The 12,128-nt window shown below is 68.0% G+C and carries 14 protein-coding genes; 12 read left to right on the forward strand and 2 right to left on the reverse strand.

All coding sequences use genetic code 11. The features are described from left to right. Complete coding sequence (locus tag ACMZ91_RS09900) at positions 1 to 420, reverse strand: NUDIX hydrolase (protein ID WP_049462282.1); 420 nt, start codon at positions 418 to 420, stop codon at positions 1 to 3. Next, on the reverse strand, positions 417 to 2,786 hold the full coding sequence (locus ACMZ91_RS09905) for a S9 family peptidase (protein WP_049462283.1): 2,370 nt from the start codon (positions 2,784 to 2,786) through the stop codon (positions 417 to 419). The genes ACMZ91_RS09900 and ACMZ91_RS09905 overlap by 4 nt, the downstream gene beginning before the upstream one ends. A 167-nt stretch (positions 2,787 to 2,953) precedes the next feature. Here ACMZ91_RS09905 and ACMZ91_RS09910 point away from each other — a divergent pair, with 167 nt between their 5' ends. The 12 genes from ACMZ91_RS09910 (at position 2,954) to ACMZ91_RS09965 (ending at position 12,128) form a co-directional block, all read left to right on the forward strand. Beyond that, a complete protein-coding gene (locus ACMZ91_RS09910; protein ID WP_005414880.1) occupies positions 2,954 to 3,283 on the forward strand; it encodes a hypothetical protein in 330 nt (109 codons plus the stop codon). Between the two features lie 37 nt (positions 3,284 to 3,320). Further along, positions 3,321 to 3,974: an RNA polymerase sigma factor gene (locus ACMZ91_RS09915; RefSeq protein WP_049462284.1), complete on the forward strand. Its 654-nt coding sequence runs from the start codon at positions 3,321 to 3,323 to the stop codon at positions 3,972 to 3,974. Further along, positions 3,971 to 4,186, forward strand: coding sequence for a hypothetical protein (locus ACMZ91_RS09920; protein ID WP_414577624.1), 216 nt, complete (start codon positions 3,971 to 3,973; stop codon positions 4,184 to 4,186). Before ACMZ91_RS09915 ends, ACMZ91_RS09920 begins: the two co-directional genes overlap by 4 nt. A gap of 247 nt (positions 4,187 to 4,433) precedes the next feature. Next, positions 4,434 to 5,831, forward strand: coding sequence for a cytochrome ubiquinol oxidase subunit I (locus ACMZ91_RS09925; protein WP_049462287.1), 1,398 nt, complete (start codon positions 4,434 to 4,436; stop codon positions 5,829 to 5,831). 1 nt (position 5,832) lies between these two features. Next, the gene (cydB, locus tag ACMZ91_RS09930) at positions 5,833 to 6,846 is read left to right on the forward strand and encodes a cytochrome d ubiquinol oxidase subunit II (protein WP_005414876.1); all 1,014 of its coding nucleotides are present in this window, start codon (positions 5,833 to 5,835) and stop codon (positions 6,844 to 6,846) included. A 217-nt stretch (positions 6,847 to 7,063) separates the two neighbouring features. Then, entirely contained in the window at positions 7,064 to 7,807 is a 744-nt protein-coding gene (locus ACMZ91_RS09935) for a beta-ketoacyl synthase chain length factor (protein WP_414577626.1), read from the forward strand. Beyond that, positions 7,800 to 8,597: a lysophospholipid acyltransferase family protein gene (locus ACMZ91_RS09940; protein WP_414577628.1), complete on the forward strand. Its 798-nt coding sequence runs from the start codon at positions 7,800 to 7,802 to the stop codon at positions 8,595 to 8,597. The genes ACMZ91_RS09935 and ACMZ91_RS09940 overlap by 8 nt, the downstream gene beginning before the upstream one ends. Next, positions 8,584 to 8,841 (forward strand): phosphopantetheine-binding protein, encoded by a 258-nt coding sequence (locus ACMZ91_RS09945; protein ID WP_005411610.1) that lies wholly within the window; start codon positions 8,584 to 8,586, stop codon positions 8,839 to 8,841. Before ACMZ91_RS09940 ends, ACMZ91_RS09945 begins: the two co-directional genes overlap by 14 nt. A gap of 17 nt (positions 8,842 to 8,858) precedes the next feature. Further along, a complete protein-coding gene (locus ACMZ91_RS09950; RefSeq protein ID WP_006402206.1) occupies positions 8,859 to 9,116 on the forward strand; it encodes an acyl carrier protein in 258 nt (85 codons plus the stop codon). Positions 9,117 to 9,138: 22 nt separating this feature from the next. Beyond that, positions 9,139 to 9,690 (forward strand): COG4648 family protein, encoded by a 552-nt coding sequence (locus ACMZ91_RS09955; protein WP_012512473.1) that lies wholly within the window; start codon positions 9,139 to 9,141, stop codon positions 9,688 to 9,690. Then, positions 9,683 to 11,368, forward strand: coding sequence for an ApeI family dehydratase (locus ACMZ91_RS09960; protein WP_414577630.1), 1,686 nt, complete (start codon positions 9,683 to 9,685; stop codon positions 11,366 to 11,368). Before ACMZ91_RS09955 ends, ACMZ91_RS09960 begins: the two co-directional genes overlap by 8 nt. Continuing rightward, positions 11,358 to 12,128, forward strand: a complete 771-nt coding sequence (locus tag ACMZ91_RS09965) for a glycosyltransferase family 2 protein (RefSeq protein ID WP_414577632.1) — start codon at positions 11,358 to 11,360, stop codon at positions 12,126 to 12,128. The genes ACMZ91_RS09960 and ACMZ91_RS09965 overlap by 11 nt, the downstream gene beginning before the upstream one ends.

A 12,128-nucleotide genomic window follows, 5' to 3' on the forward strand; every position in this document is an offset into this window, starting at 1 on the left:
TCAGCGGGCCGTCACCCGGGTGGCGACGGCCGGCAGGATATGGTGTTCGCTCAGCGGTGCCAAGGGCAGGCCGTGCGGTGGCTGCAGCGGCACCCAGGCCAGTTGGGCGATCTCCGCGCGTGCCTGTGGCATGCCGTCCACCTGCACCCACCAGGCCTGGGCCTGCACGCGGTGGCCGGGCTCGTTCACCGCCCAGTCTTCGAACGTGCCCAGCGCGACGGCGGTCTCGACGCACAGCTGCACGCCGAGTTCCTCATTCAGTTCACGCGCCAGCGCCTGCAGCGGTGCTTCGCCGGGTTCGGGCTTGCCGCCGGGCTGGATGAAGCGGCTGGCGCCGTGTTTGCGCACCACCAGCGCCCGGCCGCGGTCATCCAGGATGACCGCGGCCACGATATGGATCGTGGCCGCGGCGTTGCTCACTTCAGGTTCTGCTCGAACAGCTTGAGGATGCGCTTGTACTGGTCCAGCCAGGAATCGGCGCGGACGTAGCCGTGGCGCTCCAGCGGGTACGGTGCGATCGACCAGTTGTCCTTGTGCAGTTCGATCAGGCGCTGGGTGAGGTTCACCGAGTCCTGGAAGAACACGTTGTCATCCATCATGCCGTGGGCGATCAGCAGGTTGTCCTGCAGGTTCTGCGCGTACTCGATCGGCGAGGACACGCGGTACGCCTCCGGATCGATGTCCGGGGTGTTGAGGATGTTGCTGGTGTAGCCATGGTTGTACTGGTGCCAGTCGACCACCGGGCGCAGCGCGGCGCCGGCCTTGAACGTACCCGGCGAGCGGAACAGCGCCATGAAGGTCATGAAGCCGCCGTAGGAACCACCGTAGATGCCGGCATGGTCACGGTCACCCTGCTGGGTGTCGACCAGCCAGTCCAGGCCATCCTTGTAATCTTCCAGTTCCGGGTGGCCCATGTTGCGGTAGATCGCCGTACGCCAGTCGCGGCCGTAGCCCTCGCTGCCGCGGTAATCCATGTCCAGCACGATGTAGCCCTTCTGCACCAGCAGGTTGTGGAACATCTGCTCGCGGAAGTAGGCCGGGTAGCGCTGGTGCACGTTCTGCAGGTAGCCGGCGCCGTGCACGAACATCACAATCGGGTACTTCTTCCCCGGTTCCTTGTTTTCCGGTTCGTAGTACTTGGCCCAGACCACGCCGGCGCCATGCTTGGACGGCACTGCCACCAGCTTTGGCTGGATCCACTGGCGCGCCTTGTAGTCGGCGGTGCGGGTGTCGGTCAGCACGCGGGCCTGGCCACCGGTGCTCGGCAGCACGGCCAGCTGCGGCGGCAGGTAGGCGCCGGAATAGCGCACCAGCAGCTGCTGGCCGTCCGGCGACAACGAGAAGTCTTCCACGCCGTTGAGGCTGGTCAGCTCGCGCACCTGGCGGCTGCCGGTATCGACCGCGCAGACTTCGTAGTCATGCGGCGCCTGCTGGTTGCACAGGAAGTAGAAGCCCTTGCCATCGGCCGACGGCACCGGCGCCGAGGTTTCCCACTTGCCGCTGGTCAGCGCCTGCGGCTTGGCCGTGCCGGCCTGGGTGTACAGGTGCGAGAAGCCCGATTCCTCCGACAGCAGCCACAGCGTGCGGCCATCGGCCATCCAGCCGAAATCATTGAAGCCCCAGTTGATCCAGCCGTTGTCGGTCAGGCGATGACGGTTCTGCACGCGGCCATCGGCAGCGTTGACGCTGATGATCCAGCGGTCCTTGTTGTCGTTGGCACGCAGCATCACTGCGGCCTGCTGGCCGTCGGGGCTCCAGCGAATGCCACCGCCCATGAAGTCGCTCATCACCTGCAGGCTGCGCTCGCCCTTCAGCGCATCCTTGCCGGCCTTGCGGCGCAGCTCGGCCAGCGGGTCGGTGGCGATGCCGGGCAGGCTGGACAGCGAGACCTTCTCGGCCTTGCCGGTGCGCACGTCCACATACCACAGGGTGTGCGGCTCGAAGCCGTTGCGGCCGACGCGGGTGCGGGTGTCTTCGGTTTCCTCGTAGCCCGACTCGGTCACGTACAGCGGCATCTTGCCGCCGCGGCCGTCATCGAAGTCCTTCGGCTTGGTCACCACGATCAGGTGGGTCAGGTCCGGCGACAGCACGCTGTCGGCGATCTCCACGTCGGTGCCCAGGTACACCGGGCCCGGCGCGCGGGTCGGGTCGGCCTGGCGCCAACGCTGGTCCTGGTCCTTCAGTGCTTCGCGCTGGTCACGGTCGCGGCGCAGGGTTTCCAGCGTGCGCAGCTGCTGGTCACGCAGCACGTCGGCCTTCGGCGGCGTGCGCGGATCCTTCTCGGCCTTCAGGCTGGCCACCTGCTGCACGCCGCTCGCGGCGGTCCAGTGGAACCAGTTCTGGCCAACGCGCCAGATCACGCCATTGTCGGCAGCAAAGTTCACGTTGCCCGCGCGCTCGTTGCTGCGGGTCAGCTGGGTCAGCGCGCCGCTGCGCAGGTCGCGCACGAACACGTCGCCATTGCGGACGAAGGCGCTGCGGCTGCGGCTGCGGTCGTAGACCGGCTCGGCCACGTCCAGGGTGCCGCGCTGGTCATCGGCCACCTGTGCGGCCACGCCACCCGCCACCGGCTGGCGGAACGTATCGCGCACCGGGCTGCCGCTGCGCTTGAGCTGGTATTCCACCTGCTGGCTGTTCCACGACCACCAGGCCTTCTCGACCGGCGGACCGATCCAGTCCGGGTCGGCCATGGCCTGTTCGATGGTGATCGGCGTCGGCGCGGCATGCGCAGCCGGTGCGGCCAGCACGGCCGACAGCAGGAGGGACAGGGGCAGCACTCGGGACATGGGCGGACGGCACCAGAAGAGGAAACCGGGCAAGCGTAGCAGCCGCAAGGGCCCGGGGCAGGGGCCACAGGTCATGGCAGCGGGATTGGCAAAGTGGTGCAACCGGTTGCCGGGGTTGCGCATCCATCCTTCTGAACCCGCATCATCCACCGAACCGGAGCCCGACCATGCAGGAACTGATCCCGATCACCCTCTTCATCTGCATCGCCTACGCGATCCATGCCATTGCCGATGCGCGCGCGCGCAGCAAGCTGGTGGCCCCGCACGTGCCGGAGGAAGTGATCCGCTCGCTGGCGGTGCTGGAAGAAGAGCGCCGCCGCCAGGGCGCGCTGCGCTGGGGCATCAGCCTGGTCTGCCTGGCGCTGGCCATGGCCCTGCTGGAAGCCATCGGTGCCCGTGACCTGACCTTTGGCGCCGCCGCCGCGCTGGTCGGCAGTGCTGGCCTGGGCCAGCTGCTGGCCTGGCACTTCACCCGCCCCGCCGCACGCAAGGGCTGAGCCGGCCCATGTCACGGGCACAGGGGGCGCCCCGCAGATGAGCCTGCTCGGCGAAGCATTGTCGGCACTGCGGGGCCGTCGCCGCCATGATGCAGCGGCGACGGCGGCACCCGCCGCACCGCTGGATGCGGACCAGGCCCTGGTGCGGGCCATCATCGATGGCTCGCAGGCGGCGTTTTCGCAACTGGTCGAGACACATCAGCGCACCTGCGCACATGTGATCGGGCGCATGGTGGGCGACCGCGATCAGGTGGCCGACCTGCTGCAGGAGACCTTCCTGGCCGTGTTCCGCCAGCTGCACCGCTTTCGTTTTGAATCCTCGCTGCGCACCTGGATTTCCCGGGTGGCCTACACCACCGCGCTGCAGCACCTGCGCCGGCGGCGGCTGGAGGCGCAATGGATGGTGGCGGTGGAGGTGCCGGAGGAACTGGGAATCGGCGATGAAGGACCGGGGCCGGCTGAACTGAGCGAGGCGCTGCAGGCGGGGCGCCATCTTGGCGTGGCGCTGGAGCGGCTGAGTGCACCGCAGCGCCTGATCGTCGGCCTGCACTACCTGGAGGACTTCGACCTGGTCGAGATCGAGCAGGTGACCGGGCTGGCACGCGGTACCATCAAGAGCCACCTGCACCGCGCGCGCCAGGTCCTGAAGCAGGAACTGACGCGGCATGCCGCCGCCGGAGAACTGCTGTGAGCCCATCGACCGACCCTCGCGATGCGGAAGAACGCGCGCTGGCGCAGGCGTTGCGTGAGCAGACGCAGCAGGAAGAAACGCCGGATGTGAGCGAGGCCCTGCAGAAGCGCATTGCCGCTGAATCGCGCGATAGTGGCGTGGGCTATGTGGTGGTGCAGGTGGCGTTGTTGGGGGCGTTGGTGGCGGCAGCTGTCTGGTACTTCTGGAACTGAGGCGCCCTCCGGGCGGTGGGCTGCTCTAGTCGCTGTTGGTAGATGCCGACCTTGGTCGGCGTTTGGGCGTGTGTGCCAACCAAGGTTGGCAGCTACCAAAGTGGTTAATTCGTAGTGCTGGGCCATGCCTGGCAGGCCTTCCCGCCTGCGACAAAGTGAAGCAGCGCGTCACCCGGTCGCATCCCACCTTAACGAAATCCTCCTAAAGTGGTCCGGTATCCCACCGGTCACAGGCAGGAGGCGTCCCTTGGACGCGTTGTTGTTGTCCCGGATCCAGTTCGGATTCGTCATCAGTTTCCACGTGCTGTTCCCCGCCTTCACCATCGGTACGGCCAGCTGGCTGGCCTTCATCGAATGGCGGTGGCTGCGCACGAAGTTGCCCGTGTGGCGCGAGCTGTATTTCTTCTGGCAGAAGATCTTCGCCGTGTCGTTCGGCATGGGCGTGGTCAGCGGCATCGTCATGGCCTTCCAGTTCGGCACCAACTGGCCACGGCTGAGCGAGGTGGCCGGCACGGTCATCGGACCGCTGCTGACCTACGAGGTGCTGACCGCGTTCTTCCTGGAAGCCAGCTTCCTCGGCGTGATGATGTTCGGCTGGGGCCGGGTCTCGCCGCGCCTGCATTTCTTCTCCACCTGCATGGTGGCGCTGGGCACGCTGTTCTCCACGTTCTGGATCCTGTCGTCCAACAGCTGGCTGCATACACCGGCCGGCTACGAGATGGTCAACGGTATCGTGCATCCGGTGGACTGGTGGCAGGTGGTGTTCAACCCCTCGTTCCCCTATCGCCTGGCCCACATGGCGCTGGGCTCGTTCATCACCACCTGTTTCGTGATCGGTGGCGTCGGCGCGTGGTACCTGCGCAAGGGCACACATGTCGAGGCCGGCCGGCGCATGCTGATCGCGGCGGTGGCGTTCGCGGCGCTGACGGTGCCGGTACAGATCTTCGTCGGCGACATGCATGGCCTGAACACGCTCAAGCATCAGCCGATGAAGATCGCGGCGATGGAAGCGCACTGGCATGAAACCCAGGAAGGCGAGGGCGTGCCGCTGGTGGTGTTCGCGCTGCCGAACGAGAAGGAAGAGCGCAACGACTTCGAAGTGGCGATTCCGAAGCTGGGCAGCGTGATCCTCACCCACAGCCTGGACGGCACCTTCGATCCGCTCACCTCGGTGCCGGCCAGCGAACGGCCGCCGGTGACGCCGGTGTTCTTCGCCTTCCGCATCATGGTTGGGCTGGGCACGCTGATGCTGCTGCTGGCCTGGGTGTCGGCTTTTCAGCTGTGGCGCAGGAAGCTGCTGGATTCGCCGTGGCTGCTGCGCGGCTGGAACTGGATGCTGCCCAGCGGTTTCATCGCACTGCTGTCGGGTTGGTTCGTCACCGAGATGGGGCGCCAGCCGTGGGTGGTGTATGGCGTGCTGCGCACCGCTGATGCGGTCGGCCCGCAGAGCGCGTGGATGACCGCGCTGTCGCTGGGCGTCTATGTGGTTGGCTATGCCTTCGTGTTCGGCTGGGGCATCTGGTACCTGGTGAAGATCCTGCGCCACGGGCCGCAGCCGTATGCCGAGGGGCCGTCGCTGGACCATGGCAGCCATACCCCGGCACGTCCGTTGTCGGCCGCCGATGAACCGCTGGAGGAGCGCTGACATGGACCTGATGACCTGGCTGCCGGTGGCGTGGTTCGCGGTGATCGGCTTCGGCGTGCTGATGTACGTGGTGCTGGACGGCTTCGTGCTCGGCATCGGCATCCTTGCCCCGTTCGCCGAGGACGAGGAACAACTGGACCTGATGATGAACACCGCCGCGCCGATCTGGGACGGCAACGAGACCTGGCTGGTGCTCGGTGGCGCTGGCCTGCTGGCGGCCTTCCCCAAGGCCTATGCGGTGCTGCTGTCGGCGCTGTATCTGCCGGTGCTGCTGCTGGTGGTGGCGCTGGTGTTCCGCGGCGTGGCCTTCGAGTTCCGCTTCAAGGCGCATCGATCGCGCCGGTTGTGGAGCGTGGCGTTCGGCCTCGGTTCGCTGCTGGCCACGTTTGCCCAGGGCGTGATCCTCGGCACCCTGGTGCAGGGCATCCCGCTGGTGGACGGTGTCTATCAGGGCGGGCCGTTTGCCTGGTTCAGCCCGTTCGCGATGCTGACCGGTGCCGCACTGGTGGCCGGCTATGCGCTGCTGGGCAGCACCTGGCTGATCCTGAAGACCGAAGGTCGCGTGCAGGCGCTGGCGCGGCAGATGACCCGGCCACTGGTGGTGGCGGTGATCGCGGCGATGGGCCTGGTCAGCAGTTGGCTGCCGTTCCTCGATTCGCGCCTGATGGCGCGCTGGTTCAGCGACGGCAACTTCTGGTGGCTGTCGCCGGTGCCGCTGCTGACCCTGGCGGTGGCCGCCGCGCTGTGGCGCAGTGCCACCCACCCGCGCCGTGACCTGCCGCCGTTCCTGCTCAGCCTGGCCCTGTTCGTGCTCGGCTTCCTCGGCCTGGTGCTGGGCATGTGGCCTTATCTGCTGCCACCGTCGATGACCCTGTGGCAGGCCGCCGCGCCGGCGTCGTCACTGGGCTTCACGCTGGTCGGGTTGGTCATATTGCTGCCGGTCATCCTCGGCTATACGGCGTGGTCCTACCGGGTATTCCGCGGCAAGGTGCACGCCGACACCGGTTACCACTGATCGATTGAACACGGGGCCTGCCGGTACCGGGCCCCGTGTTGGGGAATGTGAAACCTGCACACCCTGGGCGGGACGTGCTAGCGTGCGCTCCTTTCCGGCGGCCAGGGGGGCAGCCGGCGACGTCCTGGACGGACGCACGGCTGCAGGAACGGGGGGCCGCCGCGCGTCGCCGTAATGGCTCGTGCCTATCGTTCTCCCGTTGAAGCACCATCGCTAAATGATCGAATTCTCCATCGTCGACTGGGCCGCCTGGGCGCCCGGCCTGAGTGAGCGTAGCCAGTGGCTGGGCTGGGCCGATGCGCCGTACCTGCCGCACGGCGCGGACACGCCGGCGCTGGCCGAAGTGCCGGCGATGCAGCGCCGCCGCATCGAGCGGCTGGGCCGGATGGCGATCCAGGCCGCGTGCTGGTGCGAGGACGGGCAGGGCGCCGACAGTGACGTGCCGCTGGTGTTCGCCAGCCGCCACGGCGACGTGGCCCGTTCGATGGACCTGCTGGGCGCGCTGGTCGGCGACCAGCCGTTGTCGCCGACCGGATTCGGCCTGTCCGTGCACAACGCGATTGCCGCGCTGTATTCCATCGCCCGCGGCCACCGCGGCAACTACCTGGCGCTGGCGGCGGGCCAGGCCACGGTGGAGACGGCTTGCCTGGAGGCCGTCGGCCTGCTGGCCGACGGTGCCCGCGAGGTGCGGGTGGTGGTCTATGAGTCGCCACTTCCGGAAATTTACGCGACGTTCGCCGACGAACCCGACCCGTTCTTTGCCTGGTGCTGGCGCCTGACCGCCCCGGCAGAGGGCCGGCCGACGCTGTCGCTGCAGTGGCAGCCGGCTGACGCCCAGGCCGGCACTGCGCCCGGCCTGCTGCCGCATGCGCTGGACCTGCACCGGTTCCTGTTGTCCGGCGCGCCGGCGCTGGAACACGTGGCCCACGGCCAGCGCTGGCGCTGGAGCCGCCGTGGCTGAGCTGCTGCGCCGCCTCGACCATGCCTGGCGGGTGTTTGGCACCGGCCTGAGCTTTGTCGCATTTGGCCTGGGCGGCCTGCTGCTCGGCGTTCTGGTGATGCCGGTACTGCTGCTGATGCGCGACCCGGTGGTCCGCCGCCGCCGGGCCCGCCGCGTGGTCCAGGCCGCCTTCGCCAGCCATCTGCGGCTGATGCGCGGGCTGGGGGTGATGACCTACGAGATCGAGGGCGGTGAACGCCTGCAGCGCGACGGCCTGCTGGTACTGGCCAATCACCCGACCCTGATCGACGTGGTCTGCCTGATCTCGCTGCTGCCCAACGCCGACTGCGTGGTCAAGCCGGCCGTGGCCTGCAACCCGTTCATGCGTGGCCCGGTACGGGCCGCCGGCTACATCTCCAATGACGATGGCGCCGGCCTGGTCGATGACTGCGTGGCGGCGGTACATGCCGGCGGCACCCTGGTGATCTTCCCGGAGGGCACCCGCAGCGTGCCCGGGCAGCCGCCGCGGCTGCAGCGTGGGGCCGCCAACATCGCCGTACGGGGCCGCCTGGACGTCACCCCGGTGCGGATCACCTGCAGCCCGCCAACGCTGGCCAAGGGGCAGAAGTGGTATCGTGTCCCCTCACGTCGCTTTCACGTTCGGCTGCAGATCGGCGAAGATATCCCGATCGCGCCATTTCTGGCCGAAGACGACTCGCCAAGGGGGGATGCCTTGGCAGCCCGTCGCGTCACCGAGCACCTTTCTCGTTATTTCGACCTGTCTGGAGATCCGAACCGTGCAAGCACTTGAGCACGAGATCAAGGAATTGATCATTTCCTCCCTTTCGCTGGAGGACATCACGCCGGAGGACATCGATCCGACCGCCCCACTGTTCGTCGAGGGCCTTGGCCTGGATTCGATCGACGCGCTGGAGCTGGGCCTGGCGCTGCAGAAGAAGTACGGTGTGAGCCTCTCGGCCGATTCGGAAGAAACCCGTCGCCATTTCTCCAGCGTGCGCGCGCTCGGCGAGTTCGTCGCCGCCCGCCAGTCGTAACGGTGCCAGGACCTGCCATGACCAAGAATGAACTGTTCGAACGCATCGTCAGCATCCTGACCGACAGCTTCGAGATCGAAACCGCCCGGATCACCCCCGAGGCCCGCCTGTACGACGACCTGGACATCGACAGCATCGACGCGGTCGACCTGATCGTTCAGCTGAAGCCGTTGCTCGGCCGCAACCTGCAGCCGGAAGCGTTCAAGGCCGTGCGTACCGTGCAGGACATCGTCGATGTGGTGCACAGGCTGCTGCCGGACCAGGCAGCCGCCTGACCGCAGCGCCGGCGGCTCCACCATGGCACGCGCACGCACGGTCGTGGTGGCTGCGATCTCGCTGGCCTACCCGGTGCTGGTGTACCTGGCGATGGGCCGCTTCGAGCCACGCTGGTTGTCGCTGCTGCTGTTCACCCTGGCCCTGCTGCGCGCGCTGAGTACGCGCCAACCGCTGTGGTGGGCCGCGGCCGCCGGCACCGGCCTGCTGGCGGTGCTGGCCACTGTGCTCAACCAGGCCCTGCCGCTGAAGCTGTACCCGGCGCTGGTCAACGCAGTGATGCTGGCGGTATTCGGCACCAGCCTGCGTTTCGGCCCGCCGCTGGTGGAACGCCTGGCACGGCTGCAGGAACCGGACCTGCCCCCGTTCGCGGTGGCCTATACCCGCCGCGTCACCCAGGTGTGGTGCGGCTTCTTCGTTCTCAACGGCAGCCTGGCCCTGCTGACCGCGCTGTACGCGTCGGACCGGGTCTGGATGCTCTACAACGGATTGTTGGCGTACGTGATGATGGGCGTGTTGTTCGCAGGTGAGTGGCTGGTGCGGCGGCGGGTGAAGGCGGCGCACGCGCATGGCTGAGTGGATTGCCCTGGACCGGCTGCTGCTGGAGGCGCGGCCGCATCGAAGTGTTGGCGTCTGCGATGGCGAGGTGATCGACCACGCCCGCTTCCGCCAGCGCGTACTGGCCTGGCGCGCCGCGTTTGCGGCGGCCGAAGGCCGTGACTGGGCCCTGTATTTCGATGATGCGGTGGCCTTTGCCGCTGCGTTGTTCGGTGCCTGGCATGCCGGCAAGCGGGTGTTCCTGGCTGCCGACAATCTGCCGGCCACGCTGCAGGCGCTGCAGCCGCAGGTGAGTGGTTTCGCAGGCGATGTGTCCGCCGATTATCGTCCGCTGGCGGCGCTGGACGCCGCACCGGACGAGGGTCTTCAGGCGCTGGACGAGCGCGCCTGCGAGCTGTGCGTGTTCACCTCCGGCAGCACCGGACAACCCAGTGCGATCAACAAGCGCATGGACCAGCTGACGCGCGAGGTGGACGCACTGCAGGCTGCGTTCGGCACGCAGCTGGAAGGCGTGCAGGTGCATGGCACGGTGTCGCACCAGCACATCTATGGCCTGCTGTTCCGCGTGCTGTGGCCGCTGGCTGCCGGCCGCCTGATCCATCCACGCCGGTTCTTCCACGAAGATCTGGTGGGTGCGCTGGCCGGTACCGATACGGTGCTGGTCGCGACCCCGGCCCACCTCAAGCGCCTGCCCGAGCAGCTCGACTGGGCCAGCCTGCATGGCCGCCTGCGCGCGGTATTCTCCTCCGGTGGCCCGCTGCCGGAAGAAGCCGCACGCCAGGTGCGGCAGTGGCTCGGCGTGGCACCGACCGAGGTCTATGGCAGCAGCGAGACCGGCGGCATCGCCTGGCGCCGCTGGGACACCGACCTGCCGCCGTGGCAGCCGCTGCCCGGCGTGCAGTGGCGCATCGAGGAGGGCTGCCTGGCGGTGGCCTCCGCACATCTGGAAACCCCGGATTGGTGGCGTACCCAGGACCGCGTTGAAGCGTTGGCCGATGGCCGCTTCCGCCTGCTGGGCCGCGCCGACCGCATCGTCAAGATTGAAGAACGCCGCGTTTCACTGGATGCGCTGGAACGTGCGCTGCGCGAAGACGCCGAAGTGGATGACGTGCGCGTGCTGGTGCTGCCCGGGCAGCGCGAGCAGTTGGTCGCGGTGGTGGTACCGGCCGACCCGACGCTGCTGGAGGGCGGTGAGGCCGCGCGCCGCGCGCTGGGCCAGCGCCTTGGCGCACGCCTGGCACAGGCTCATGACGCGGTCACCCGACCGCGCCGCTGGCGGCTGGTGCCGGCGCTGCCGATCAACGCACAGGGCAAGGTCACCCAGGCGGCACTGGCAGCGCTGTTCCAGCCGCTGATGCCGGTGCCGGTCTGGGATCACCGCGATGCGGCCAGCGCCACGCTGCGGATGACCCTGGACCCGGCGCTGCGACCGTTCCAGGGCCACTTCCCGCAGGCGGCGATCCTGCCCGGCGTGGCGCAGCTGGACTGGGCGGTGCGGTTTGGCCGCCAGGTGTTCGCCATGCCGGCAGTGTTCCTGCGCATGGATGCGGTGAAGTTCCAGCACGTGGCCCGCCCGGGCGATGAGCTGACCCTGCAGCTGGACTGGGATGCCGCACGCAACGTGATGGCCTTCCGTTACACCTCCAGCCACGGTGTGCATGCCAGCGGCAAGGTGGTCTTCGCCGATGCGGACTGATCCGGCCGTTGCCGGTGCCGCGTTCGCGCCACTGGTGGTGATTCCCGTCTACGACCACGAGCATGCCATCGCGGCGGTGGTCGACGGCGTGCAGGCCGCCGGCCTGCCGTGCCTGCTGGTCGACGATGGCTCGCATGAGGCGTGCGCGGCAGCACTGCGTTCGCTGGCACAGCGCCAGGGCGTCGACCTGCTGCGCCTGGACGTCAACCAGGGCAAGGGCGGGGCGATGCTGGCCGGTTTCGCCGAAGCCGGCGCGCGAGGCTACAGCCACGTGCTGCAGATCGATGCCGACGGCCAGCACGACACCGCTGACCTGCCACGCTTCATCGAAGCGGCGCGCGCCCATCCTGAGGCGGTGATCTGTGGCATTCCGGCCTACGACGCCAGCGTTCCCAAGGCGCGCCTGTATGGCCGCTACGCGACCCACATCTGGGTCTGGATCAACACGCTGTCGCTGCATCTGCGCGACACCATGTGCGGCTTCCGCGTGTATCCGCTGCCGCCGGTGCTGCGCCTGATCGGTGAAGAAACCATCGGCCGGCGCATGGATTTCGATACCGAAGTGATGGTGCGCCTGTACTGGCGGCACCTGCCGGTCGAGCACCTGGCCACGCGCGTGACCTATCCATCCGATGGCGTCTCGCACTTCGATGTGTGGCGCGACAACGTGCGCATCAGCCGCATGCACACCCGCTTGTTCTTCGGCATGCTCTGGCGCGCACCGCGCCTGCTGTGGCGCCGCCTGCGGGGGCAGGGCTGA

This window comes from Stenotrophomonas sp. FR024 (genome assembly GCF_047500745.2).
Lineage (GTDB): Bacteria > Pseudomonadota > Gammaproteobacteria > Xanthomonadales > Xanthomonadaceae > Stenotrophomonas > Stenotrophomonas maltophilia_A.

Excerpts from the sequence above, each read along its gene's own strand:
- ACMZ91_RS09905 (WP_049462283.1), bottom strand. The coding sequence starts at position 2,786 with ATGTCCCGAGTGCTGCCCCTGTCCCTCCTGCTGTCGGCCGTGCTGGCC.
- ACMZ91_RS09910 (WP_005414880.1), top strand. The coding sequence starts at position 2,954 with ATGCAGGAACTGATCCCGATCACCCTCTTCATCTGCATCGCCTACGCG.
- ACMZ91_RS09915 (WP_049462284.1), top strand. The coding sequence starts at position 3,321 with ATGAGCCTGCTCGGCGAAGCATTGTCGGCACTGCGGGGCCGTCGCCGC.
- cydB (WP_005414876.1), top strand. The coding sequence starts at position 5,833 with ATGGACCTGATGACCTGGCTGCCGGTGGCGTGGTTCGCGGTGATCGGC.
- ACMZ91_RS09935 (WP_414577626.1), top strand. The coding sequence starts at position 7,064 with ATGATCGAATTCTCCATCGTCGACTGGGCCGCCTGGGCGCCCGGCCTG.
- ACMZ91_RS09950 (WP_006402206.1), top strand. The coding sequence starts at position 8,859 with ATGACCAAGAATGAACTGTTCGAACGCATCGTCAGCATCCTGACCGAC.
- ACMZ91_RS09955 (WP_012512473.1), top strand. The coding sequence starts at position 9,139 with ATGGCACGCGCACGCACGGTCGTGGTGGCTGCGATCTCGCTGGCCTAC.
- ACMZ91_RS09960 (WP_414577630.1), top strand. The coding sequence starts at position 9,683 with ATGGCTGAGTGGATTGCCCTGGACCGGCTGCTGCTGGAGGCGCGGCCG.
- ACMZ91_RS09965 (WP_414577632.1), top strand. The coding sequence starts at position 11,358 with ATGCGGACTGATCCGGCCGTTGCCGGTGCCGCGTTCGCGCCACTGGTG.